Raw genomic sequence first — 23,189 nt, 5'->3', positions numbered from 1 at the left:
TTCCGAGAAAGGAAAGATTGTGATGACATACTTTAACAAGAGATGGCTTATAATTTCTTCAATTGTTTTACTCGTGATAGCCGGTCTTGTTGCCGGCTATTTTTTTACGCACACAAAGCAACAAAGTAAACATAAAGCAGCCGTACAAAATAAAAATGTTGCGGTATATACGGATATTACGTATATGGAAGGTTTGCCTAACAGTCAATTAGACATCTTGATGCCAAATCACGTGAATGCGAATGATAAGTTACCAGTTATTTTTTGGGCGCACGGTGGCGGTTTTATTGCGGGAGACAAGCAGTATAAAAACGCATTGCTCTCACATATTGTCGAACGAGGCTATGTTGTCGTCAATGTCAATTATGCCTTGGCACCGGAATATCAATACCCAACACCATTGATTCAAATGCGTCACGCGGTAGACTTTATTAAAGCGAATGAACAGAATCTACCAGTTGATTTGAATCAAGTGATTATCGGTGGCGATTCGGCAGGTGCACAGATTAACAGTCAATTTGCTGCGATTCAGACGAATGAAACGTTGCGCCGCCAAATGGACTTTCCACAGCAGTTCACGCCTTCACAAATCAAAGGGGCGATATTTTTAGGTGGCTTTTACGATATGCAAACAGTCCGTGAGACAGAGTTTCCAAGAATCGACTTATTTATGCGCAGTTACACAGGTGTGAAAGATTGGGAACATCAATTCAAAAATATTACGGAAATGTCAACGGCGGAACAAGTGACAAAACAATATCCAGCAACTTATCTTTCTGTTGGCGATGCTGATCCATTCACGACACAAAACGCAACTTTTGAGAAAGCATTGCGCGCCCATGATGTACAGGTGGATACACACTTTTATGACGGTTCGCATCATTTGAGACATCAGTATCAATTTCATTTAGAAAAGCCGGAGTCTAAAGAGAATCTCAAGCGGATATTGAGCTTTTTAAGTCGACATACGAAACAAACAAAACGGGATACACAAGTCGATACAACAGTGCATACGGAAATTAACTTGAACCCGTATGATGACAAAAAATAATAAGTACTCGGGAGTCGGACAGAAATCATATTGTCTAACCCCGAGTTTTTTATGGTTGTTTATCTTGGAAAGCGACAACTTTTATAAAAAACGCTATATTATATATAAGCTATTAAAATGTGATATGAACATCAGAGCGTAAAGGATGATAGGCGATGAAGATACTCTTAGTTGAAGATGATCAAACATTATGTCAGCAAATTACGGAGTCACTTGCACAATGGGACTTTGAAGTAACGGCGATCACAGACTTTAGTACGATATTACAAACATACATAGACGTTGAACCGCAAATTGTGATTATGGATGTGACGTTGCCGAAATATGATGGTTTCTATTGGACGCGCCAAATTAGAAGTCAATCCAACGTGCCTATCGTGTTCCTTTCTTCTCGTGACAACCCGATGGATCAAGTGATGAGTATGGAGTTAGGGGCAGATGACTACATGCAGAAACCATTTCATATGCCTGTACTTGTCGCAAAGTTACAAGCGATTTATCGTCGTGTGTATCAATACAATCAAGAAGCTAAGCGAACAATTATGTGGCAAGGCTGTTTGGTAGATTTAGCGAAAGACAGTATTGAACGTGATGATGAAAGTATCATGCTCTCAAAAACGGAGATGTTGATATTAGAAGTACTGCTCTCGAAAAAGAATCAGATTGTCTCACGTGATGAATTGATGACGGCGTTATGGGATGATGAAGCGTTTGTGAGTGATAATACACTGACAGTCAATGTGAATCGTTTGCGTAAAAAGTTACGTGTATTTGATATGCAAACGGCAATTGAGACGAAGGTTGGAAAGGGATATATGGCACATGAAACACTTTAAATGGTTGAAGTTATGGATGCTAGAGCGTCGTTCATGGCTGCTTTTGATTATACTATTGGAAGCAGTGTTAATTGGCATCGGTTACCTAGATGACCGCATGGCTGTAGACAGTATGTGGTTTGTCGTTGGCTTACAAGGTGTGGTATTCATTTTCTACTTGGTGTTCAGTTATTATAATGAAACAAAATTTTATGAGAAGTTAGCCAAGAGTGCCACAATTCGAGAAATACGTCATCGCGACTATGCAGAGAGCCCTTTTGAAAAGATTATACTCGACTATCTGGAAGAGAAATTAACGACGCAACAAGGTATATTAGAGGAACAGCGCCACTGGTTGAATATGAATGAACAGTCTGTAACGGAATTCGTACATGATATTAAAACGCCTGTGACAGCGTTGAAGTTATTGATTGAACAGGAACCTGACTTTGCGAGACGACAACAGTTAATGTATGAGTGGTCACGTATTGCGTATATGTTAGATCAACAATTGTTTTTAGCACGATTGAACCATCAGGCGCATGATATGTTTTTTGAAGTCGCACAATTACGTCAATTGGTCGTTGAAGAAGTCCGTGAGACACGACATATCAGTATGCGCAAAGGGATTGGTTTTGAGATACAAGTTGCAGAGGATATTGAAGTGTATACGGATAAACGCTGGCTGAAAATGGTGTTACGCCAAATTATCTCGAATGCGGTCAAATATTCAACGACAGGGGATGTTGTGATTACCGGTGCTATTGATCATGACCATGTGTCACTTTCTATAGAAGATCAAGGGTGTGGCATTCCCGCACATGATTTGCCAAGAATCTTTTTGCGTGGCTTTACAGGAACGACACCGGATACAGAAGTGAACGCATCAGGCATGGGCTTGTATCTTGTTGATAGTGTAAAAGAAGCATTGGGATTAACGATAGATGTGCAGTCGGAAGTCGGACATGGTACAACAGTGACATTGTACTTTTCAAAACAGAACAAGCATACGCAACGCATGTCGAAGTGACAACATTGTCACATGAGAGATGCGTTTTGTTATATGATTCAAACGCAATCAATCAAAGAACTCGGTATGATAAATGTAACAAAGAGAAAAGGAAGTGGCACAACATGTCTATCTTAAATGCCAAACATGTGACAAAAGTATATGGGAATCGCAAAAATTCGTTTGAAGTATTGAAAGATATTAACTTTGAAGTGAAACGCGGTGGGTTCGTATCGATTATGGGGCCTTCAGGTTCGGGTAAAACTACATTACTCAACGTGTTAAGCTCGATTGATTATGTAACGAATGGTCATATTGAAGTGAATGGTCAAGATATTACACGCATGTCTAATAAGCAATTATCAAACTTCCGCAAACAAGAAGTTGGATTTATTTTCCAAGATTATAATGTCTTGAACACACTCACAGTCCGTGAAAATATTATGTTACCGCTCTCTATTATGAATGTGAATAAAGCAGAAAAAGAACGCCGCTATGAAGAAGTGACGACAGCGCTAGGCATTCAAGAGATTAGTGACAAATACCCAAATGAAATCTCTGGTGGTCAAAAGCAAAGAACGGCAGCAGCGCGTGCATTGATTGGTAAGCCAGCGATTATATTTGCCGATGAGCCAACAGGTGCCCTTGATTCTAAGAGTGCCCAAGATTTACTGACACGTTTAGAACAAATCAATCGTGACATGGGAACAACCATCGTGATGGTAACGCATGACCCAGTGGCGGCGAGTTATTCAGACCGTGTGATTATGCTGAAAGACGGAGAAATTCATACGGAACTTTTCCAAGGAGACAAGCCAACTTCACACTTTTATCAAGAAATTATTCATAATCAAAGTGTTTTAGGTGGTGTGACTTATGAACTTTAATCAAATCGTCATCAAAAACCTAGTACAAAACCTTAAGCATTATGCCATCTATCTCATTTCATTAATCATTAGTATTACGATGTATTTTAGCTTTGTGACATTGAAATATACAGACGAAGTGACGTCAAAAGGGCATGCATTAATATTAACAAAAGGCGCTAATATCGGAGAGAAATTCTTATTTGTGATTATTTTATTCTTTTTGATGTATGCGAATCGTCTCTTTATAAAAAGACGGGCGAAGAGCTTTGCGCTATTCCAATTAGTCGGCTTATCACGTCGAGATTTGATGCGCATGCTAGCGGTTGAGCAACTTATGATTTTTCTATCAACAACGGTTGTAAGTGTTGTAATAGGTATTTTTGGTTCAAGCTTATTACAATTAATTGTTAAGAAAACACTTGATATCCCAATCAATATTAAAATGGGCATTCAGACTGAAGCGGTTATTGTAACATTAATTCTCGTTGCAGCTGCATGGGTGTTAATTATGTTACAAAGTCTCTTCTTTGTGAAACGTCGCTCTATCGTACAATTAATGAATGATACCCAACAATCAGAAGTAGCCGTTCCGCGTATTACAATGGCAGAAGTCATTTTTGGGGTATTGGGCATTTTTATGATTGGTTCAGGTTACTATTTATCAACCATCATGTTTGAAAATGAATACTTATTAGGTGCGCTCTTTTTCATAGCACTTGCTATTTTGTTTCTTACAATTGTAGGCGCATACCTTTTCTTCAGAAGTTCCGTGTCACTCATCTTCAAAACACTTAAAAAGCGTAAAAAAGGGAATGTCACTGTGACAGATGTTGTGTTTACATCATCGATTATGCACCGCATGAAGAAAAATGCATTTTCATTAACGATGATTGGAATTATTTCCGCGATTACAATCAGTATTTTATCGTTGGCTGGGCTAGGTTATACAAGTGTCCAAAAAAATGTGAATTTAACGTCACCATATGAATACACATATTTTGAACAACAAAAGGCCGATACATTTGAAACAGCATTGAAAGAAAAGGGTATTTCATATAAAAAGTATACGCAGCATCTTGTTACCGTACCAGCTAAAGGAAAAAATAAACCATTAAATAAATTTTTTGAAGCGATCCAAATTGTACGTGATTCAGAATTAGAAGGTTTTCACGTTAAACCTGGTGAAGTGCAATTCATTAATATGTTTTCTATTACACAGAAAGCGATAAAGATTGATGAAGATATGACACTCGTATTAGGATCAGGGACACATAAAAAAACGCTTGAAGTTGGAACTATTACTAGAGAAAATTTTATTGCAAATGATCTTGTTGCCGGTAGCCCAGTTGCGGTTGTCAATGATAAGACATTTGAACAATTAGAGCCAAGTGGTATCAATACGACAGAAGAAGCGAATAGAACACAGATTGGTTTTGAATTGAAAAATGACAAAGACCATAAAGTAGCAGATCCATTGAATAAACAAATTAACAAATTCAATCCCGAACCACGTTCAGCTGTTGAAAAAGAAACATTGAGATTTACAGGTATGTTCTTATTCGTCAGCAGTTTCCTAGGTGTGGCATTCCTTATCGCAGCCGGATGTATCATTTACATTAAACAAATGGATGAAACAGAAGACGAGATGCACAACTATCAAATATTACGCAAAATCGGTTATACACATCAAGATATGACCAAAGGGTTGGCACAGAAAACAATTTTCAACTTTGGCTTACCATTAATTGTAGGTCTAGGCCATGCTTATTTTGCAGCGAGAGCATTCAATGTCATTAATGATAGTCCAAGTTTGATGCCAGCATATATCATGATGGGCATTTATTCACTTATCTACGCAGTGTTTGCGATGATCGCATTTATTCATACTAAAAGAATTATTAAGTTTACAATTTAAGAGATAGACACCTCAAACATAGTCACCAAATGTTTGGGGTGTTTATTTATTTTCGCTTTTATAGTGATTTTACAATGATAAGTAAATAAAATGTTAAGGTTTTGTAAATTTAATTGTCGGTTGTCAGAATATGTGATACTTTCAAATAGGTATTATGAAATCTGCATGAAAACAAGTGACATCAAGTCATTTGAATAAATAAACGGCAATTTGGCGACAATCCATAGTTATAAGTTAACAATGAATTCACGGTGTTTTATAATAAAGTTAACAAAACATTTATCAAAGTGATTGTACCAATCGCTGATCGGAGGATTTAACATGATTAGGAAAAAAAAGGATAAGTTCATGGAGCGCCTAGAGGATATGATCTTCAACTTAGATCGAGCTGCAGTTGAGTTCGGTAAGATGGATTTTAAAACACATCTAGATTTGAGAACTTATGCTGAAAACATTAAGACGTATGAATCTCACGGTGATGATTTAATGCACCAAGTTATTACAGACTTGAACCAAACATTTATCACACCAATTGAGCGTGAAGACATCATGTCATTATGTAATGCGATTGATGACGTGCTTGACGCAATGGAAGAAACGTCAGCAATGTTTGAAATGTACTCAATTGAATATTCAGATGAGTATATGTTGGAATTTGTGGATAATATCCAAAAAGCCATTGGTGAAATGAAGTTAGCTATTGGTTTGATGACTGAGAAGAAATTGTCACATATGCGTGTACATTCAATCAACATTAAAGAATATGAAACAAATTGTGATGGTATTTTACGTCAATCAATTAAACATATCTTCAATAGTGAAACGGATCCGATTACATTAATCAAAATTAAAGATATTTATGAAAGCTTAGAAAATATCGCGGACCGTTGCCAAACAGTCGCAAACAATTTTGAAACAATTATCATGAAAAATAGCTAAGGAGTCCTCACTTATGGAGTATTTGATGTTTATAACAGTAGCTATTATTATATTCTCGTTAGTTTTTGACTTTATTAATGGATTTCATGACACAGCAAACGCAGTAGCTACAGCCGTTTCAACACGTGCATTGTCGCCACGACATGCCATCTTTTTAGCGGCAATTATGAACTTTATCGGTGCGTTAACTTTCACAGGTGTTGCATCGACAATCACGAAAGAAATCGTCAATCCGTTCCATCTTGAAAATGGTTTAACTGTTGTGCTTGCAGCGATTCTTGCCGCAATCATTTGGAACTTAGTGACGTGGTATTATGGTATTCCGAGTTCGTCATCACATGCGTTAATCGGTGCGATTGCGGGTGCTGCAATTGCGTCTGCAGGATTTGGTGTATTACATTATCAAGGTTTTACTAAAATTGTCCTTGTATTGTTATTATCACCAGTCATTGCATTTACAGTCGGTTATATTATGTATTCAATCGTGAAGCACGTCTTCAAGAATGCAAACTTAGCACGTACGAATCGTAACTTCCGTTATTTCCAAATTTTTACAGCGTCGTTACAATCGTTCTCACACGGTACGAATGATGCGCAAAAATCAATGGGGATTATTACAATGGCACTTATCGTCTCAGGTATGCAAACAAGTGTTGAACCTGCATTGTGGGTAAAAATTTCTTGTGCGGCAGCGATGGGCTTAGGGACAGCTGTTGGTGGTTGGAAGATTATTAAAACAGTTGGTGGTAACATCATGAAAATCCGTCCAGCAAATGGTGCGGCAGCGGACTTATCATCAGCATTAACAATCTTCGTGGCATCATCATTACATTTCCCACTGTCTACAACACACGTTGTATCGTCTTCTATCCTCGGGGTAGGGTCAGCCAATCGTATTAAAGGTGTACATTGGAACACTGCGAAACGTATGATTGTGACATGGGTCATTACATTACCAATTTCTGCGGTACTTGCAGGATTGATTTACTTTATATTAAATCTTTTCATATAGCATAAAATAAAGGATTGAGGCGCGTAAAAGTGGTCTCGATCCTTTTGTTGTAATGTTTAAATAAAAATGGATGGAGCAATCAAAGAAGATGATTCTATTTGAAAATACAAGTGAAGTAGAAAAGTTTGCATTAATAACACTAAGTGAATAGAGGATTAATTAGTATCGATAATGCTGAACATATATTTCTGACGCCTTATATCATGTCTGAGTTAGAAAGACTAGGCGTTAACGCGTCAATTATCGACTTAATACAGCAGGGGATAGAACTTGAAAACTTAGAAGACTTCAATATTTCAGTTAAAGATGAAACTGAGAAACTAATCATAGAAATTGAACGACTGTTAAGAGAATATCGTGATGTAGCATTCACAGAAAAAATCTTAACAGAATTAACGATTACACGAAAGAACCCTTAATGGAGGGAGACTGCCATCTCATATACAATTTCTTACCTGAGTTAAACGATCTATTGGTGTCCGATCTCCTTTACCATTTTTCATTACCAATACTTTCAAATATTAATGGTGATGTGTTAACAGGTTCTCCTACATAATTTTCAAATAACGTTTCAATAGTGAGTTCAGAAACGACTTTAATTTTTTCATCAACCATTTTGTAATCTAAAGTATCATTATGATTGAGTTGCTGATCCTTGATGCTATGTTTTGGTAATTGTATGGCGGAATGGTTCTCCAATTTGTTTACTTTTCTGTTCATCTTGAGCACCTCGCAACTTAAATAATTGCTGTGTGACCTAAAAAACGGACGTATGCCAATTGTGTGCACACGTCCGTTGTCTATTAATGAATGTAGTTATATGAGCTTGTAAGTGAACCTGGAACTGTACGGTATCCTACTTGACCTGGAGGTGTGTTGTAGTTCATTTCTGATACTAAGACACTACCGTCTGGATTAACACGTTCAACATATGCAACGTGACCAACTGGCCCTTCGTATGATTGCATGATAGCACCTGCTTGAGGGCTATTGTTGACAGTGTAACCATCAGCTACTGCACGATTTGCCCAGTGATCTGCGTTCCACCAGTATGTGCTAATTGGTTGACCTGTTTCAGCACGACGATTGAATGCATGCCATGTACATTGTCCCCATGTATATAAGTTTTGGTGATTGAATGTTGGTGAGTTGTAACCACCGTTTGCTTGTGTTGTACCTGTTGCGCCACCCGCTGCTGCAGTATTAGTTGCTGTTGTTGGTGCATAACCAGATTGTCCTGGAATTTGTAATGTTTGGTTTGGGTGGATTAAGTAGCCGTTTAAGTCGTTTGCGTTCATTAAATCTTGAACAGATACACCATATTGTGCAGCAATGATGTTTAAAGATTCTCCTGCTATCACTGTATGACCGCCGCCAGATGTAGTAGTTGTTGCTACATTATTATACTGTGTTGTGTCTTGAACAGCGTTACCCCCGCCGATTGATAGTGTTTGACCAGGGAAAATCATATTGCTTGTTAGGCCATTCGCTTGCTTAATTGCATCAACTGTTGTTCCGTACTGTGCTGCGACTGTCCATAACGAATCACCTGCTTGTACTGCGTGCTGTGTTGAAGCTTGTGCGTCTTGATGTGCAAGAACGGCTGCCGCTCCAGATGTTACCGTAAGTGCAAATGCGAACTTTTTCAATGTATTGCCTCCTTATGTATCTATATCCGTATATTTTATATGCTTATTCTGTTATTCTTGTATATATTATCAAATATTAATTCATTTGTGGGAGATGTTACGAATCTGTAATGAATTTAAAATGTTTGCGTGACGTGTTCATTTTTGAGGAAAACAATTCGTCATGTATTCATGCGATGTATGACGGGGGTGGGACAACGAAATCTTTTCGACAAATGAGATTCCTGTCCCACGCTCATTCATTATTTTTGTAACATTTTTCATGAATATTTATTAAAGGAGATTTTTATGAACGCAAGAATAGAAACAGGATCGTCTCAGTCTGCTTATAACAGACGATACGGTCAAGTTTGGTTATTTTTCATGTATTATTGGTTGATCTTCGGGATTTCCGTTTACTTCGGTCAATTTTTACCAGCAGCATGGCGTCAACCGATGTCTGTTGGTTTAGGATTACTCGTACTTGTGACGATGGTCGTACAACGTGCGCGTTTTAGTGGCCCAATTATTTCACATATTTACACAATTGTAGCGGGCCTATTGTCTTATGCGACGTTTATGTATTCGCTCGCAGACCTTGGCGCACAAACATTTTTAATGATCGTCTTACTCGCGATTACAGGTTTTGTCGCATTTGGCGTCCTTGGCTTTTTCGTTATTCGTGATGCCTCTAGTATGGGAAAATACTTATTCGTGACATTAATCGCTTTAATCTGTATGAGCATTGTCGCATGGATTTTCCACATTCCGATGTTGTATACCGTCATCTCAGTTGTAGGCTTGTTACTTTTCCTACTCTACACATTGTATGACTTCAACAGATTAAAACGCGGTGCCTTTGCGCCAAGAGAAATGGGCTTCAACCTTTTTCTAAACTTATTCCGTATCATTCGTCACGCATTGAACCTAGCTCAAACAATGCGACGTCAATAATGACTTTTCATTGATTCATGGGCAACTTTTTACTATGATGATATTAGAAAGACGAATAATATTAATCAATTGAATAAAAAACGATCCACTGGAAGTGCCACGAGATGCGATGGCTGAGATTGAATGCTTAATTCAAAATTCCTGAACCTGATCCAGTTAGTACTGGCGTAGGAAAGTGGTTTTGCTTAAGTATAGATGTGAAGCTACTTTTCTACTGTTATGTAGGGAGGTAGCTTTTTTATTTGGGGTATTTTTAATAAGGAGGCGTCATATGATTATTGCAGTGACACCGTTTGAGCCACTGACTGCGACACATATTGAACGGTTGTTGGCGATTGAATCACGTCTGTCTGGTGTGATATTACGAACACCGATGCAGACAGCCGCCTTGGCAGATTGGCTTCAGACATTGTTAGATAAAGGGTTTCCGAAGTCTAAGGTGATTGTACATACCGATATTGCGCTGGCGGAACGTTTTGACATTCATCGTCTGCATTTTCGAGAAGGCGATATAACAGCATACGACTTAAAAGCACAACAGCCGTCATATGTCATTAGTATGTCTGTACATCAAATGGCAACGATAATTGACGCACAACAACATCATTTAGATTTCGGTGTTTACGGTCATGTATTTCCATCAGCGTCAAAGCCGGGACGTGCGCCACGGACAGATGAAGAAGTTCAACAAGTATTATCGAAAAAGTGGCCGCTTGTCGCAATTGGTGGCATTGATGTAGACACCGTGTCAGATGTACCGCCACAGTTTGCAGGAATTGCTTGTATACGCAGCGCATTTGCGACATCGACGGAAACGTTTGCGTCAATGATACAACAGTGGCAAACACTAAAAGGGAGGGAATGACATGATAGAAATTCACGTGAATGGTGAACGTCAACAGTTCGAGTCTGAAACAACGATTCAAGATGTGTTGGATCATTTTGGTATTGAAGCGAAACGTATGGCTGTAGAACATAATGAAACGGTTGTGAAACGTTCAGCATGGGCGACGACATATTTACGTCCTGATGATCGTTTAGAGTTATTAGAATTTGTAGGAGGCGGATAGGATGTTTAACATTGGTAAATTAACATTTCAATCAAGATTATTTTTAGGGACAGGGAAGTTTGACAATGAGCAAGTACAAAGTGAGGCAATTGCGGCGTCAGGGACAGAAGTTTTAACTTTTGCGGTACGCCGTATGCATTTGTATGATCGTGACTTACCGAATCCACTTGCGAATGTCGATTTGGATCAGTTTGTGACTTTTCCAAATACAGCGGGCGCTAAGACGGCGGAAGAAGCGGTACGTATTGCAGAGTTGGCGAATGAAGCGGGCGTGTGCGATATGATTAAAGTGGAAGTGATTGGGGACGATGATACGTTATTACCGGACCCATTTGAAACGTATAAAGCGTGTGAGATTTTGTTGGAAAAAGGTTATATTGTCTGTCCGTACATTTCGGATGACGTTGTGTTGGCACGTCGTTTGGAAGCACTAGGCGTCCATGCGATTATGCCATTGGCGTCACCGATTGGCACAGGCCGTGGTATCAGCAATCCGCTGAATTTACGTTATATTATCGAAAAAAGTAATGTGCCTGTCATTGTGGATGCGGGTATCGGTTCGGCGAAAGATTGTGCGGAAGCTATGGAACTGGGTGCGGATGCGATTTTATTAAATTCTGCAGTGTCACGTGCGAAAGACCCTGTTAAGATGGCAGAAGCGATGAAGAAAGGGATTGAAGCAGGTCGATTGAGTTATGAAGCGGGACGTATTCCAATTAAATATAACGCTGTTCAATCTAGCCCATCAGAAGGACTCGGCTTTTTATAATGGAACGCTACGATAGACAGATTAAATATGCCCATTTTGGTATGGATGGTCAGCGACAATTACAACAGTTGCGTGTGATTGTTATGGGTGTTGGTGCACTTGGCAGTGGTGTTGCAGAACAACTGGTACGTAGTGGTGTTGGACATATTACTATTGTCGACAAAGATATTGTGACGTTATCGAACTTGCATCGGCAAAGTGGTTACGTAGAGGCGGATGCGGAAGAAATGCTCCCGAAAGTTGTGGCGCTACAACGTCATTTACAAGCGATGAATCACGATGTAGAAGTCATTGCACGTAATCAGGAAATAACCGCCCAAAATATTATACCGATATTGGAACAAGCTAAGCCTGATATCGTATTAGATGGCATGGATACGTTCGATATGCGTTATTTGTTGAATGAAGCGACAAGGAAGTTGCAGATTCCTTACATTTATGGGGCAGTCGTTGGTAGTCAAGTGAGCGTGTTGCCGATTCATCACGAGGGTCCTTGTTTACAATGTATTATGCCAGAAGTACCAGAAACGATGGAGCGTTGTGAAATCAATGGTGTGCTACCACCTGCTGTTCATATGGCTTGTAGTCTGATCGTTGCGGAAGTCTTTCGTTATATTATGCACGGAACGCTGACAAGTCGTATGACGTCAGTTGACATATATAGTGGCAAAATGCGTACAGTGGATGTCTCAGCGTTGAAAGAACCAGACTGCCCGGTTTGTGCACATCAACATTATGAGCGTTTAGACCACATGCCTATTGAACGTGTACGTGCGTTGTGCGGTGGTGCATTTCAATTGCGCTTGGCCCCCAAATACTTTCAAGCAACGTTGCAACCGCACGTGATGATAGGTATCGAAAACCCTTATGTAAAGCGATTGATGACGCAAGGTTATGAGATGACGTTGTATCAAGATGGGCGACTCCTTATTTATGGTGCGACGCGTATTGATGAGGCAGAACGATTGAGTCAGCAGTTGTTTGTAGACGTTCCCGATTGACACGTGTTGCTTTCAGTTAAAAATACCATGTATAATAAAGGGTAATCTAAAAAGCAATTGAAAGCGAGATGGAAGAATGGGACGTAAATGGAATAACATTAAGGAGAAAAAAGCACAGAAGGATAAGAATACAAGCCGTATCTACGCGAAGTTTGGTAAAGAGATTTATGTTGCGGCGAAGTCAGGTGAACCCGATCCAGAATCTAACCAAGCGTTGAAACTTGTTTTAGAGCGTGCAAAAACGTATTCTGTACCGAACCATATTATTGATAGAGCGATTGACAAAGCAAAAGGTGGCGGCGATGAGAACTTTGATGCGTTACGCTATGAAGGATTTGGACCAAGCGGCTCTATGTTAATCGTTGATGCATTGACGAACAACGTAAACCGTACAGCTTCAGACGTGCGTGCGGCATTTGGTAAAAATGGCGGTAACATGGGTGTATCAGGTTCAGTTGCATATATGTTCGATCACACAGCAACATTTGCATTTGAAGGCTATGATGTAGATACAGTATTAGAACAATTGATGGAACAAGATATTGATGTACGCGATGTTATTGAAGAAGGTGGCTTAACAATCGTTTACGCTGAACCAGATCAATTTGCAGCGGTACAACAAACATTACGTACATTAGGTGTTCAAGAGTTTGAAGTAGCAGAATTAGAAATGTTACCACAATCAGAAGTGCAATTATCAGACGATGATTTAGCGACTTTTGAAAAACTCATCGATGTATTAGAAGATCTTGAAGACGTACAACACGTTTATCATAACGTAGCACTATAATGGTTGGAGGTCAGTCCATGGAAGCGAAAGAATGGGTTCAACATTTGAATTTAACGCCGCATCCTGAAGGGGGTTATTATCGTCAGACGATTTTAAGCTCAGATAAGACAGGTGCACGTCCAAACTATTCAAGTATTTACTTTTTGTTGGAAGATACGAATATTTCACATTTTCATCAAATCGATGCCGATGAAATTTGGTATTTCCATGCCGGCGAAACATTAACCATTCATATGATTCACCCAGATCATACATATGAAGCGGTGAAACTTGGCCCTAATGTCGCACAAGGTGAGGTACTTCAATATGTTGTGCCTAAGCATACAATCTTTGCTTCTTCAATTGAGACACCGAATACATTTGCAGTGGTAGGCTGCATGGTACAACCAGCATTTCAATTTGAACATTTTAAATTATTTACGCAAGCAGAATTGTTACAAACATATCCTGAGCACGAAACCATTATTCGTCGCTATGCGAAACAATCGCTTGAGTCATAAAGGTAAGTACACCCTTTCTTATCATACACATTTGGTAAGAACAGGGTGTCTTATTATTGGCATACATATTTTTGAATGACCATGCTCGAACGAGTGACAGGGTTCTGTTAATTTTATATAATAAACGAAAGGAGGATGGTTGCTGTGAAAGTAAAATATATAGATAAGCGTCACTGGCGTCGCCTCTTAGACCGTGATTATATAGAAGTGAAGGTAAATAACAATAAGTTCAAAGGGATTATTGGTTTGATTACGATTAATAAAGTGCGAGAACCGTTAGAAGTGACGGTTTTAGACAAGAAAATGGTCGTTGCTGATGAACACTATCAATGGTTACAAATCGTACCAGAGAAGAAACGTTACAGCCTTACTGTGATGTTTAATCCACAAGGTCAACCATTGCAATATTATTTTGATATTAACCTGAAAAATATTACGCAAAGGGGTAAAGCACGTACGGTAGACTTATGTTTAGATGTGTTAGTCTTACCAGATGGTCGCTACGAATTGGTAGACCAAGACGACTTAGAGCGAGCCTTACGCGCTAAACAGATTACACGCAAGCAGTATCATGAAGCTTATATTATTGCACATCAATTGATGATACAAATAGATGAAGATTTCAAGAGTATCCAAGAACGAGTGATGTATTGTTTCAACAAGATTCGTCATAAGTATCATAGACGTGAACAATCAGGGTTGATACATTAATAGAAACATTCAATTTTATGTGGCTGGCAGGCATGATACAAGCTTTTTGCAGGCTGACTCAGCATTGCCGGTATGGGACCACAGAGCTAGGACGCAATAAATGTACTAGGAAATCTATAAACGGTGTCCCACTTCCCTAGAATGTTTTGAATGCTTAATACTTTTTACACGCTGGGCGAAGTGTCGTCTAGTGTTTCTTTATGCCACTCATAGACAATTAGACAATGCCAACTTGTAGAGGAGGAACCGTGATGAAGATGGATGACTATCGTTTGCTCATCACATTAGATGAAACAAGAACTTTGCGCAAGGCAGCGGAACAACTATATATTTCACAACCGGCTGTAACACAACGCTTGAAGTCGATTGAGCGTTATTTTGGTGTGGAAATATTTATCCGTACGAAGAAGCAATTAATTACAACAACAGAAGGCGCGATGGTAATTGCACATGCTAAGGAGATGTTGAATCAGGAGCATCTCTTTAAAGATAAGATTAAGGCACATATCGGTGCGATTAACGGGAATCTATCAATTGGTTGTTCATCATTAGTGGGACAAACATTGTTGCCAGAAGTGTTGAGCCGTTACACAGCGGAATATCCGAATGTAGAAGTGAAGTTGCACGTCGGTTCAAGTGATCATATTAAGAAACATTACAACGATTATCATATTATGATTGTACGTGGGAATCAGTTGTTAAATAAACATAACGATCATTTAATGGATGATCAGCATTATTTTATTTACCCTAAAACTAAAACGGCAGAATTACATAAGTTGCCATTTATTGAATTTCAGGCAGATCCAGTGTACATCAACCAGATTAAATCATGGTATTACCAGCATATGTCACAAGATTACCATGCGCGTATTAAGGTTGACCAAGTTGCAACGTGTAAGGCATTGTTGTTGAGTGGTGTCGGTGTGACGATTTTGCCGGAAATTATGACGAAAGACTTGGATCCAAACCAATTTGCGATGATTAAGGTGGATATTGAGGAGCGTCCGCTCGTGCGTGCGACGTATTTGAGTTATGACATGAGTATGATGCAACTGCCACAAGTGAGCGCGTTTATTGGTGTGTTAAAAAGCTATATTAAAGAAACGAACGCATTGCATAGCATGATTGATGAGAGTGGGACATTAAAACAAACAATTAAATAAAGCTTGAGATTTTATGTATATGGCAGTAGCTGACTGGCATGAAAATACGCTTTTACAAGCTTTTTCCATGCCTAGTCAGCCTTGCCGGGGTGGGACAACGGAATCTTTAAAAAAATGAGATTCCTGTCCCACTCCCAATCGGACGACAGAGAAGTTGATCCTGAAGATATATTAGAAAAAGGAGATTATTATGTTTCGTGAGTTATTAACGATCAAAAACTATAAATTATTTGTCGTCAATATGATGTTAATCGGTATGGGCATTGCGGTGACCGTACCATTTTTCGTCTTATTTGCAACGAACCAACTAGGGATGACGACGAATCAATTTGGCTTGTTACTTGCATTAGCAGCGATTAGTCAGTTTACAATGAATACGATTGTAGCGCGCTTTTCCGACACGCGTGCGATTAACCGAAAAGTGATTATTATTGTTGCCTTATTGATGGGGGCTATTAGCTTTTCATTGCCATTCTTTGTAGACAATATTATTTTATTTATTATTTTATATGCGATTTTCCAAGGGTTGTTTGCGCCAGCGATGCCACAGCTCTACGCTTCAGCACGTGAGTCTATTAATCAGTCGACGTCAAGCAGTCGTGCGATTTTTGCCAACTCTGTATTACGTTCTATGTTCTCATTTGGTTTTCTATTCGGACCGTTAGTAGGGAATATTCTCAATCAATCAATGGGCTATGATGGATTATTCGGCGGAACGGTTGCGATTATTTTAACGACACTCGTGTTACAAGTGTTCTTTTTCAAAGATGTCAAAACTACCAAACCTGTGAGTAACAGTGCGCATACTGAACAAAATGCACCATCTATGTTGACGCACACATACTTAATCGTGCCGTTTTTAGCGTTCATCTTGTTACATATTGGTCAGTGGATGTATACGTTGAATATGCCATTGTACGTAACGAATTATTTACATGAAGATGAAAAATACGTCGGGCATTTAGCGAGCTTATGTGCCGGTTTAGAAGTGCCGTTTATGATTATTTTAGGTATTGTCGCAAGCAGAGTATCGACACGTACTTTACTCGCTATCGCAGCGGTTTGTGGTAGTTGCTTCTTCGCGAGTATTGGTCTCTTTGAAAGTGTCCAAATGATGCTCGTCGGTCAAGTATTATTGGCATCATTTTTAGCGGTATTATTAGGTATCGGTATTAGTTATTTCCAAGACATTTTGCCACAATTCCCTGGTTATGCGTCAACACTGTTCGCCAATGCGATGGTCATCGGTCAATTACTCGGGAACTTGCTCGGTGGTGCGATGAGTAACTGGGTTGGCTTAGGTAATGTCTTTTATGTCTCTGCCTTCTCGCTCGCGTGTGGCTTTGTTTTAATCTTATTTACGAAAAAGAAGTGACAGCACGCGTTCAAGCGTAAACGATTTGAAGGGAAGGAGATAAAGCAATGGATTGGTTACAAGTGATATTATGGCTATTAATTATACTGGCATTTGCCTTAGGGTTTATCAGTCTGATCAAGCCTGTAATTCCAGGTGTACTCATGTTATGGATTGGCTTTTTTATCTATCAATGGGGCATTAATAGCGACACACTGTCATGGTGGTTCTGGAGTGCAGCAATTGTATGGACATTACTGATTTTCGTGTCAGATTTACTACTCAGCCGTTATTTTGTCACGCGCTTTGGCGGTTCTAAAAAGGCTGAATGGGCAGCTTTAATAGGTGTTATTGTCGGGGCATTTGTCTTGCCACCGTTCGGCATTATTATCGTACCATTTATAGCGGTACTTATTGTAGAGCTTATACAAGGGATTGACGTACAGTCTGCAATGAAAGCGAGCGTCGGTGCACTTGCTGCAATATTAACAAGTTCCGTTGTCCAAGCGATTATTATGTTCGTGATGATTGTGTGGTTTTTAATCGACGCATTATTGATTTAATCACATATTGACTATAAAGGGATAGCAACAGACAATGCACAGTCTGGGCTATCCCTTTACTATTAACGCCATGAGGCACGATTATTTTGTTGTTGCTTACTATTTAAATAAAGTCCAATCGGCAAAATAACGAGTGAGATAATGACAAAAGTCCAGTTGCTCACATGAATATACGGCCCGAACTGAAACATTTGTTGTGGGAAGAAGAAAATCTGGAACATTAAGACGACGAGACTGATAAGTATTACATAGCCTAAAAGCCAAGCAAACCTTGAATATTGAAAGGCTTGAAGTTGGACCATTTTAAAGCAAGACCAGACAAAGAGAAAGGTCACAAACAATCCCGAAAGCAATGTTAATGGGAACGTATGGATAAATAGTCGTGTATCGTTAATAAAGAAACCGAGAAATCCCTTTAAGAAGCAAAACAAGCCAAGCAAAAAGACGCTATGTTGAAAAATATAATGAAAAATATTAATAAATGTATGATTCGGTAATGCTTTAATCGTCTGGTTCGCGTGATGTTTTGGGTCATGATTGAAAAAGTCCATCGCATGCATACCCTTATTTTCAGCTTTGAGCAGATGTGTCAAAATAGTTTGCAGTACTTTTTCAGAGTCATACGCATTCACACGCATATCCGCACGCACATACGTCATATAGCTTTCAAAAATTTGGCGATCTGTATTATTCAAGCGCAATGCTTTCACGTTATTTTCTTTCATCAGTTCATTCGTAGTTTTCATAGTTGGCACATCCCTTAATTGGTAGAGCTTTGTTAAACAGATACTATTATGACGGCTTTGCTGCGATAAATCAATATATAGTCATTCGTCAAAAGGAGAAAGTCGTTTTAACGATGTCATGATTCTATACGTGCAAGTGAGAGTCATGTTAAAATAGAAAAATAGTAATACATATATTGGAGAGAAAATCATGAAAAAATTAGTAGCAACCATGTTGATGGGCATGCTGGTATTGACCGGTTGTGGTCAGAGTGAAAAAGCGAAGTTACAGAATGAAATCCAATCATTAGAAAAAGAACAAAAGCTGTTGAAAGAAGAAAACAAAAAGCTCAAAGATCAGCGCAGTAAGTTGGATGATCAAATACGTGCAGCAGAAGATAAAATCCAACAAGCATCGAGTCGTAATGAAGAAACGACAGATGATAAACCAGCGAAAGATGAGACTGATAAAACAGATAAGAAGGAAGACGCATCTACACAAACAAACGGACAGTAATACCCTTATGGTGTGTAGCGCTATAAGCGTTTGATAGTATAACGCTCAGGGTATTGAACAATATATGATAATCGATTGAAGAGAAAAGAGGAACAGCGTATGTATGAAAAAGAATTTGCACTTTTAGAAGGTCGTGAAATGTCACTTGTCACACTTGGAAGAGAGCTTGAAAATATTACAGGTTATGAATTGTACGATTCAACAGGAGAACTTGATCGTGTCATTGCATTAAAGCCGAACTTCTCTCATGATTGGGAGACGTATAGAGCAACATATCGTTTGAAACACCGCAATGACTATATTGATGCAGTTTTTACAATTGTGAAAGACTATAACAAAGAACGTTTGAAAGAAGTTCCAGTGAAAATCCAACTCATCAGTTATATTTCAAAAGCATAAAACAATTATCTCAAGCGTTCTACAGCACTTTATAGGCTGGGACGCTTTTAATTTATGCAATTGGTGTATAGAAAGGGGAGCGAAAGCATGACGGTATACATTGAAACGGCACGGTTGCGTTTGCGTAGTTGGCAACCTTCTGATTTAACGTTATTACAACGACTCAATGCCAATCGACAAGTGCGTCAATTCTTCCCAAGTATTTTGAGCTACCAACGAACTGAAAAAGTATTCGAACCTATGAAGCGTTATTTAGAGACACATCATATCGGGCTATTTGCGGTAGAGCTCAAGGCAACAAAAGAATGGATTGGGATGATTGGACTGAACTATATACCGCAGACGACGGATTATCCATTTCGTAACTTACCTTTTTATGAGATTGGTTGGCGTTTAATGCCGGATGTGTGGAATAATGGTATTGCTACGGAAGGTGCGATGGCTGTGTTAGATTATGCGCGTCAGCAAGGAATTGAAGACGTCTATGCAATCGCTGCTGAACAGAATCGTGCGTCTATTCGTGTCATGGAGAAGTTAGGGATGACACGTTATGATAAATTTGAAAATAGGCAGTTAGGTATGCAGCATCCGTTAAAAAGGCAAGTGCGTTATCATATTGATTTAACAAAATGGGACGAATACCATAAGTAAAGACCGAGTCGCTGAATGGGTAGGACTCGGTCTTTATGTATTGATATATTAATCATATGTACGTGTTGAGATAGGCTCTGCTTGAGATAAACCAAATAGCAGTGCATCAGGTGTCTCAAATAGCTGTGCAAGATTTTGATATTTCGCATCAATAAAGCCTTCATCAATCATATGCTGAATGAGTCGTTGTAACGGATCGTAAAAATGATTGATGTTGTAGATACCGATTGGCTTTTGGTGTAGGCCGATTTGAGCCCAACTGTACACTTCGAAAAATTCTTCGAGTGAGCCAGCACCACCTGGCGCAATCACAAAGGCGTCTGCAAGTTCAGACATTTTTTGTTTGCGTTCGTGCATCGAATCAACGAGAATGAGTTCTGATACTTTTTGACTCGTAATTTCACGTTCATCGAGTAGCTTTGGCATGACACCGATTGCTTTACCACCATGATCAAGGACACCATCTTGAATGGCCCCCATAATGCCGACAGAACCAGCACCGAAGACTAATTCAATCTCTTGTTCGGCAAAATACTTACCGAGTTCATAAGCGGCTTTAACATATTCAGGATTATTCCCTTTACTTGCGCCACAATAGACAGCAATACGTTTAATTGGCATGAAATCCTCTCCTTCATTCATCATTTCATCTATAGCATAACATGTATTGTTAAGTTTATGCTTTCGTTCCATTTTTTGTTGATACGCCTCAACAGGCAAGACTTTTGAGTGCTTTCTAATGCCATAGTTTTCTATATAAATGCCGTGCCGCTTTTTAACATAAGGTGTGATAATGGCACGAAATTTAACTTCTTCGTATAACAATGATTGAAAATATTCGAAATGTTTCTTGCGTTCATAAAGCCATAGATGGTCTAATTCTACACCGCCAATCTTAACTTTCTTCAAAAGCACACGTACAACACGTCGATGCGGCTCATCTACATCCAGTTTGTGCTTAAGAAAAACCTCTGTAATAACCCCTTGAATGGTCATCTTTCTGTTTAAAAAAGGCCTCAATTCATGTCGCATAACGTCATCACCTATCTTTGTTGTCCCTATATAACTATCATGCCTTATGATTGGATGACTTATCAAGTCCGAGGTGTCCCAAAGTCTGAAGTAACTTGTCTTTGAATGCCTGACGCTGTACTGCTGTAAATGGCTTAGGTCCTTTGCCGTAGCGTTTCGTTGCTTGGCGCTCTTGTTGATGATAAAAACGCTGTAACAGTAACTGTTCAATATTTTGTGTCGTATAGCGATACCCTTTGTGATGTAGAACGTAGGCTGCTTTATTAAGTGCTAAGCTGGCTAAACCATAGTCTTGTGTGATGATAATATCTGCGCTTTGTGTTTCACGTAAAAGTGCAAAGTCGACAGCATCACGGCCACCGTCAATATATTTGATATGCACATGTTCCGGATACGATTGATAGGAAAAATGATCATAACTGCGAAATAATAAAACAGAGACGCCTACCTGTGCTGATACTTCTACAATTGTGTCAACAACAGGACAGGCATCTCCATCAATTAAAATACGTGTCGTCATTTGTCTTATAAATCTGGTGACTGATTATGGATTTGATCATTTCGGTATGTCGCATCTTTTGTGTCATGACGGTCAGACAAAGTTTTAATACGTTGTGCATCATGTTTCAGTTGTGTAGATGATGCTTGTTCGTGTTTGGCATCATGTTTTTGAATCGCATGAAGTTGTTTCTTCATCACTTTTTGACGTTTTTCACCGTGCGCTTCTACCTCTGGATCCACAGTACCTGGAACGAAACCGACTTGTTTCGAATATTTCTGCATACGTGTCATATCTTTTTTCATCGCTTTTTGACGATGTGCTTGTGCTTTTTCTTCAGCTTTATGACGTTTATCAATGGCTTTTTGCAGTTTTTTATCAAGTTTGTTGACGTTTTTACTGTTTTGTTTCGCGAGTTTATCGCCACGCGCATGTACATTATCAGGGTGCATTGCACGTTGTTCAGCTTCTGCTTGCTTCACAGCCTTTTTATAATCATGGCGTACTTTTTTAGCTTTGATATGTGTTTTTAATTGATCTTTGTGATGGACGACACGCGTTTTGACGTGTTTTGCAGCATGACCTGTTTGTTTTGCGACAGTTTTTGAAGTGGCAACTGTCTTTTGAACTTCAGGATGCTTTTTAAATTTTTGACGCTCTAAAATAAGCGGTACGAGAAAAATAGGGAGTACATTGATAATGGTTCTAATTGTTTTATTCATGCGGGTTGCCTCCAATTCAATTGATTGATTACTGTATACCCAATGTAGCATATTTTCAAACGAGATGTGTGCTGGATAAAGGTAAACAGCCAAAAAAAGGTGCTGGGACATAAGCACTCAGATTCCCTAAGAAAAAGCCGTTAAAATTCTCTAAAATGAATTTTAACGGCTTTTTTAACATATATACGACAAAAACTAGCACTTATCTGGCTAGTTTTCTTATATTTACTGCCATAAGTGCGATTCCTAATTCGCATTCAACCTTTGATTGTGTGCGAACCGATAATCTTTGGAAACCCAAATTAGCCTTCAGATTTCCAAAAGTTGATTCAACATCTATCTTTCTTTTTTGATAGATACTTTTCGTTTTTGGATCTGAAAGCTGTTTATTTGTGAAAGCTTTAAAATAATCCCAAGTTAGATTTTTACGCATCATCTTATTCGAGTCAGGTTTTTTGGCTCTTTTCATACATTCACTTCGTAATAGACAATCCGCACAACCTTCACATTGATATTGTTTGAAGTCTT

General features: G+C 39.0%; 29 protein-coding genes and 1 riboswitch. Of the genes, 22 read left to right on the top strand and 7 right to left on the bottom strand.

What is annotated here, in order from left to right; genetic code table 11:
• Positions 1 to 22: 22 nt before the first annotated feature.
• The 8 genes from CD122_RS06140 to CD122_RS06105 all read left to right on the top strand — a co-directional run bounded on the left by CD122_RS06140 (position 23) and on the right by CD122_RS06105 (position 8,029).
• Positions 23 to 1,051, top strand: coding sequence for an alpha/beta hydrolase (locus tag CD122_RS06140; RefSeq protein ID WP_103358115.1), 1,029 nt, complete (start codon positions 23 to 25; stop codon positions 1,049 to 1,051).
• 155 nt (positions 1,052 to 1,206) lie between these two features.
• Positions 1,207 to 1,887 carry a response regulator transcription factor gene (locus CD122_RS06135; RefSeq protein ID WP_103358114.1) on the top strand — a complete coding sequence of 227 codons (681 nt, stop codon included), beginning with the start codon at positions 1,207 to 1,209 and terminating at the stop codon, positions 1,885 to 1,887.
• Positions 1,874 to 2,896 (top strand): sensor histidine kinase, encoded by a 1,023-nt coding sequence (locus tag CD122_RS06130; protein WP_103358113.1) that lies wholly within the window; start codon positions 1,874 to 1,876, stop codon positions 2,894 to 2,896. The genes CD122_RS06135 and CD122_RS06130 overlap by 14 nt, the downstream gene beginning before the upstream one ends.
• A gap of 104 nt (positions 2,897 to 3,000) precedes the next feature.
• Positions 3,001 to 3,762 (top strand): ABC transporter ATP-binding protein, encoded by a 762-nt coding sequence (locus CD122_RS06125; RefSeq protein ID WP_103358112.1) that lies wholly within the window; start codon positions 3,001 to 3,003, stop codon positions 3,760 to 3,762.
• A complete protein-coding gene (locus tag CD122_RS06120; RefSeq protein WP_103358111.1) occupies positions 3,752 to 5,659 on the top strand; it encodes an FtsX-like permease family protein in 1,908 nt (635 codons plus the stop codon). Before CD122_RS06125 ends, CD122_RS06120 begins: the two co-directional genes overlap by 11 nt.
• Before the next feature lie 321 nt (positions 5,660 to 5,980).
• Entirely contained in the window at positions 5,981 to 6,598 is a 618-nt protein-coding gene (locus tag CD122_RS06115) for a DUF47 domain-containing protein (protein ID WP_103358110.1), read from the top strand.
• Positions 6,599 to 6,611: 13 nt separating this feature from the next.
• Positions 6,612 to 7,610, top strand: a complete 999-nt coding sequence (locus tag CD122_RS06110) for an inorganic phosphate transporter (protein WP_103358109.1) — start codon at positions 6,612 to 6,614, stop codon at positions 7,608 to 7,610.
• A 203-nt stretch (positions 7,611 to 7,813) separates the two neighbouring features.
• Positions 7,814 to 8,029, top strand: a complete 216-nt coding sequence (locus CD122_RS06105; protein WP_240624131.1) for a hypothetical protein — start codon at positions 7,814 to 7,816, stop codon at positions 8,027 to 8,029.
• A 70-nt stretch (positions 8,030 to 8,099) separates the two neighbouring features.
• Here CD122_RS06105 and CD122_RS06100 read toward each other — a convergent pair whose 3' ends face one another.
• Together CD122_RS06100 and CD122_RS06095 are read right to left on the bottom strand one after the other, a co-directional pair.
• The gene (locus CD122_RS06100) at positions 8,100 to 8,330 is read right to left on the bottom strand and encodes an AbrB/MazE/SpoVT family DNA-binding domain-containing protein (protein ID WP_103358108.1); all 231 of its coding nucleotides are present in this window, start codon (positions 8,328 to 8,330) and stop codon (positions 8,100 to 8,102) included.
• Positions 8,331 to 8,413: 83 nt separating this feature from the next.
• Positions 8,414 to 9,259 carry a LysM peptidoglycan-binding domain-containing protein gene (locus CD122_RS06095; RefSeq protein ID WP_103358107.1) on the bottom strand — a complete coding sequence of 282 codons (846 nt, stop codon included), beginning with the start codon at positions 9,257 to 9,259 and terminating at the stop codon, positions 8,414 to 8,416.
• Positions 9,260 to 9,547: 288 nt separating this feature from the next.
• On the opposite strand from CD122_RS06095, the gene CD122_RS06090 reads away from it, so the two are divergent.
• The 11 genes from CD122_RS06090 to CD122_RS06040 all read left to right on the top strand — a co-directional run bounded on the left by CD122_RS06090 (position 9,548) and on the right by CD122_RS06040 (position 18,116).
• A complete protein-coding gene (locus CD122_RS06090) occupies positions 9,548 to 10,192 on the top strand; it encodes a Bax inhibitor-1/YccA family protein (RefSeq protein WP_103358106.1) in 645 nt (214 codons plus the stop codon).
• An 80-nt stretch (positions 10,193 to 10,272) separates the two neighbouring features.
• Positions 10,273 to 10,383: riboswitch (TPP riboswitch) on the top strand.
• 80 nt (positions 10,384 to 10,463) lie between these two features.
• Positions 10,464 to 11,057 (top strand): thiamine phosphate synthase, encoded by a 594-nt coding sequence (locus CD122_RS06085; RefSeq protein ID WP_103358105.1) that lies wholly within the window; start codon positions 10,464 to 10,466, stop codon positions 11,055 to 11,057.
• A 4-nt stretch (positions 11,058 to 11,061) separates the two neighbouring features.
• Positions 11,062 to 11,262: a sulfur carrier protein ThiS gene (thiS, locus tag CD122_RS06080; protein WP_103358174.1), complete on the top strand. Its 201-nt coding sequence runs from the start codon at positions 11,062 to 11,064 to the stop codon at positions 11,260 to 11,262.
• Position 11,263: 1 nt separating this feature from the next.
• Positions 11,264 to 12,031: a thiazole synthase gene (locus tag CD122_RS06075; RefSeq protein WP_103358104.1), complete on the top strand. Its 768-nt coding sequence runs from the start codon at positions 11,264 to 11,266 to the stop codon at positions 12,029 to 12,031.
• Complete coding sequence (locus tag CD122_RS06070; protein ID WP_103358103.1) at positions 12,031 to 13,032, top strand: ThiF family adenylyltransferase; 1,002 nt, start codon at positions 12,031 to 12,033, stop codon at positions 13,030 to 13,032. Before CD122_RS06075 ends, CD122_RS06070 begins: the two co-directional genes overlap by 1 nt.
• Before the next feature lie 76 nt (positions 13,033 to 13,108).
• The gene (locus CD122_RS06065; protein ID WP_103358102.1) at positions 13,109 to 13,822 is read left to right on the top strand and encodes a YebC/PmpR family DNA-binding transcriptional regulator; all 714 of its coding nucleotides are present in this window, start codon (positions 13,109 to 13,111) and stop codon (positions 13,820 to 13,822) included.
• Between the two features lie 17 nt (positions 13,823 to 13,839).
• Entirely contained in the window at positions 13,840 to 14,322 is a 483-nt protein-coding gene (locus CD122_RS06060) for a cupin domain-containing protein (RefSeq protein WP_103358101.1), read from the top strand.
• Between the two features lie 144 nt (positions 14,323 to 14,466).
• On the top strand, positions 14,467 to 15,033 hold the full coding sequence (locus CD122_RS06055) for a ribonuclease FAU-1 family protein (protein ID WP_103358100.1): 567 nt from the start codon (positions 14,467 to 14,469) through the stop codon (positions 15,031 to 15,033).
• 251 nt (positions 15,034 to 15,284) lie between these two features.
• A complete protein-coding gene (locus tag CD122_RS06050) occupies positions 15,285 to 16,199 on the top strand; it encodes a LysR family transcriptional regulator (protein ID WP_103358099.1) in 915 nt (304 codons plus the stop codon).
• 190 nt (positions 16,200 to 16,389) lie between these two features.
• Positions 16,390 to 17,574: a sugar efflux transporter gene (locus CD122_RS06045; protein WP_103358098.1), complete on the top strand. Its 1,185-nt coding sequence runs from the start codon at positions 16,390 to 16,392 to the stop codon at positions 17,572 to 17,574.
• 47 nt (positions 17,575 to 17,621) lie between these two features.
• Positions 17,622 to 18,116 (top strand): DUF456 domain-containing protein, encoded by a 495-nt coding sequence (locus tag CD122_RS06040; protein ID WP_103358097.1) that lies wholly within the window; start codon positions 17,622 to 17,624, stop codon positions 18,114 to 18,116.
• A 62-nt stretch (positions 18,117 to 18,178) separates the two neighbouring features.
• Here the strand turns inward: CD122_RS06040 and CD122_RS06035 are convergent, their stop codons facing one another.
• Positions 18,179 to 18,862, bottom strand: coding sequence for a DUF1129 family protein (locus tag CD122_RS06035; protein ID WP_103358096.1), 684 nt, complete (start codon positions 18,860 to 18,862; stop codon positions 18,179 to 18,181).
• Between the two features lie 190 nt (positions 18,863 to 19,052).
• On the opposite strand from CD122_RS06035, the gene CD122_RS06030 reads away from it, so the two are divergent.
• The 3 genes from CD122_RS06030 to CD122_RS06020 all read left to right on the top strand — a co-directional run bounded on the left by CD122_RS06030 (position 19,053) and on the right by CD122_RS06020 (position 20,408).
• Positions 19,053 to 19,358: an SA0632 family lipoprotein gene (locus tag CD122_RS06030; protein WP_103358095.1), complete on the top strand. Its 306-nt coding sequence runs from the start codon at positions 19,053 to 19,055 to the stop codon at positions 19,356 to 19,358.
• Between the two features lie 99 nt (positions 19,359 to 19,457).
• On the top strand, positions 19,458 to 19,757 hold the full coding sequence (locus CD122_RS06025) for a hypothetical protein (protein WP_103358094.1): 300 nt from the start codon (positions 19,458 to 19,460) through the stop codon (positions 19,755 to 19,757).
• 87 nt (positions 19,758 to 19,844) lie between these two features.
• The gene (locus tag CD122_RS06020) at positions 19,845 to 20,408 is read left to right on the top strand and encodes a GNAT family N-acetyltransferase (RefSeq protein WP_103358093.1); all 564 of its coding nucleotides are present in this window, start codon (positions 19,845 to 19,847) and stop codon (positions 20,406 to 20,408) included.
• A gap of 48 nt (positions 20,409 to 20,456) precedes the next feature.
• On the opposite strand, the gene CD122_RS06015 is transcribed toward CD122_RS06020, so the two are convergent.
• From CD122_RS06015 to CD122_RS06000, 4 genes are all read right to left on the bottom strand, one after another.
• Positions 20,457 to 21,023 carry an LOG family protein gene (locus CD122_RS06015; protein WP_103358173.1) on the bottom strand — a complete coding sequence of 189 codons (567 nt, stop codon included), beginning with the start codon at positions 21,021 to 21,023 and terminating at the stop codon, positions 20,457 to 20,459.
• A gap of 454 nt (positions 21,024 to 21,477) precedes the next feature.
• Positions 21,478 to 21,960 carry a YaiI/YqxD family protein gene (locus CD122_RS06010; protein WP_103358092.1) on the bottom strand — a complete coding sequence of 161 codons (483 nt, stop codon included), beginning with the start codon at positions 21,958 to 21,960 and terminating at the stop codon, positions 21,478 to 21,480.
• Positions 21,961 to 21,965: 5 nt separating this feature from the next.
• Entirely contained in the window at positions 21,966 to 22,661 is a 696-nt protein-coding gene (locus tag CD122_RS06005; RefSeq protein ID WP_103358091.1) for a hypothetical protein, read from the bottom strand.
• 202 nt (positions 22,662 to 22,863) lie between these two features.
• A partial coding sequence (locus CD122_RS06000; RefSeq protein WP_142381184.1) for a transposase occupies positions 22,864 to 23,189 on the bottom strand: 326 nt, incomplete at its 5' end.

Source organism: Staphylococcus rostri, assembly GCF_002902145.1.
GTDB classification, from domain to species: domain Bacteria; phylum Bacillota; class Bacilli; order Staphylococcales; family Staphylococcaceae; genus Staphylococcus; species Staphylococcus rostri.
Note: the sequence above shows the minus strand (reverse complement) of the source record. Positions and strands in the feature narration are given on the sequence as shown.

Coding starts and splice junctions, on each gene's coding strand:
- CD122_RS06065 (WP_103358102.1), top strand. CDS start 13,109: ATGGGACGTAAATGGAATAACATTAAGGAGAAAAAAGCACAGAAGGAT.
- CD122_RS06035 (WP_103358096.1), bottom strand. CDS start 18,862: ATGAAAACTACGAATGAACTGATGAAAGAAAATAACGTGAAAGCATTG.
- CD122_RS06070 (WP_103358103.1), top strand. CDS start 12,031: ATGGAACGCTACGATAGACAGATTAAATATGCCCATTTTGGTATGGAT.
- CD122_RS06100 (WP_103358108.1), bottom strand. CDS start 8,330: ATGAACAGAAAAGTAAACAAATTGGAGAACCATTCCGCCATACAATTA.
- CD122_RS06045 (WP_103358098.1), top strand. CDS start 16,390: ATGTTTCGTGAGTTATTAACGATCAAAAACTATAAATTATTTGTCGTC.
- CD122_RS06105 (WP_240624131.1), top strand. CDS start 7,814: ATGTCTGAGTTAGAAAGACTAGGCGTTAACGCGTCAATTATCGACTTA.
- CD122_RS06060 (WP_103358101.1), top strand. CDS start 13,840: ATGGAAGCGAAAGAATGGGTTCAACATTTGAATTTAACGCCGCATCCT.
- CD122_RS06010 (WP_103358092.1), bottom strand. CDS start 21,960: ATGACGACACGTATTTTAATTGATGGAGATGCCTGTCCTGTTGTTGAC.
- CD122_RS06140 (WP_103358115.1), top strand. CDS start 23: ATGACATACTTTAACAAGAGATGGCTTATAATTTCTTCAATTGTTTTA.
- CD122_RS06075 (WP_103358104.1), top strand. CDS start 11,264: ATGTTTAACATTGGTAAATTAACATTTCAATCAAGATTATTTTTAGGG.
- CD122_RS06120 (WP_103358111.1), top strand. CDS start 3,752: ATGAACTTTAATCAAATCGTCATCAAAAACCTAGTACAAAACCTTAAG.
- CD122_RS06130 (WP_103358113.1), top strand. CDS start 1,874: ATGAAACACTTTAAATGGTTGAAGTTATGGATGCTAGAGCGTCGTTCA.
- CD122_RS06005 (WP_103358091.1), bottom strand. CDS start 22,661: ATGAATAAAACAATTAGAACCATTATCAATGTACTCCCTATTTTTCTC.
- CD122_RS06025 (WP_103358094.1), top strand. CDS start 19,458: ATGTATGAAAAAGAATTTGCACTTTTAGAAGGTCGTGAAATGTCACTT.
- CD122_RS06115 (WP_103358110.1), top strand. CDS start 5,981: ATGATTAGGAAAAAAAAGGATAAGTTCATGGAGCGCCTAGAGGATATG.
- CD122_RS06050 (WP_103358099.1), top strand. CDS start 15,285: ATGAAGATGGATGACTATCGTTTGCTCATCACATTAGATGAAACAAGA.
- CD122_RS06030 (WP_103358095.1), top strand. CDS start 19,053: ATGAAAAAATTAGTAGCAACCATGTTGATGGGCATGCTGGTATTGACC.
- CD122_RS06085 (WP_103358105.1), top strand. CDS start 10,464: ATGATTATTGCAGTGACACCGTTTGAGCCACTGACTGCGACACATATT.
- CD122_RS06020 (WP_103358093.1), top strand. CDS start 19,845: ATGACGGTATACATTGAAACGGCACGGTTGCGTTTGCGTAGTTGGCAA.
- CD122_RS06040 (WP_103358097.1), top strand. CDS start 17,622: ATGGATTGGTTACAAGTGATATTATGGCTATTAATTATACTGGCATTT.
- CD122_RS06135 (WP_103358114.1), top strand. CDS start 1,207: ATGAAGATACTCTTAGTTGAAGATGATCAAACATTATGTCAGCAAATT.
- CD122_RS06125 (WP_103358112.1), top strand. CDS start 3,001: ATGTCTATCTTAAATGCCAAACATGTGACAAAAGTATATGGGAATCGC.
- CD122_RS06090 (WP_103358106.1), top strand. CDS start 9,548: ATGAACGCAAGAATAGAAACAGGATCGTCTCAGTCTGCTTATAACAGA.
- CD122_RS06110 (WP_103358109.1), top strand. CDS start 6,612: ATGGAGTATTTGATGTTTATAACAGTAGCTATTATTATATTCTCGTTA.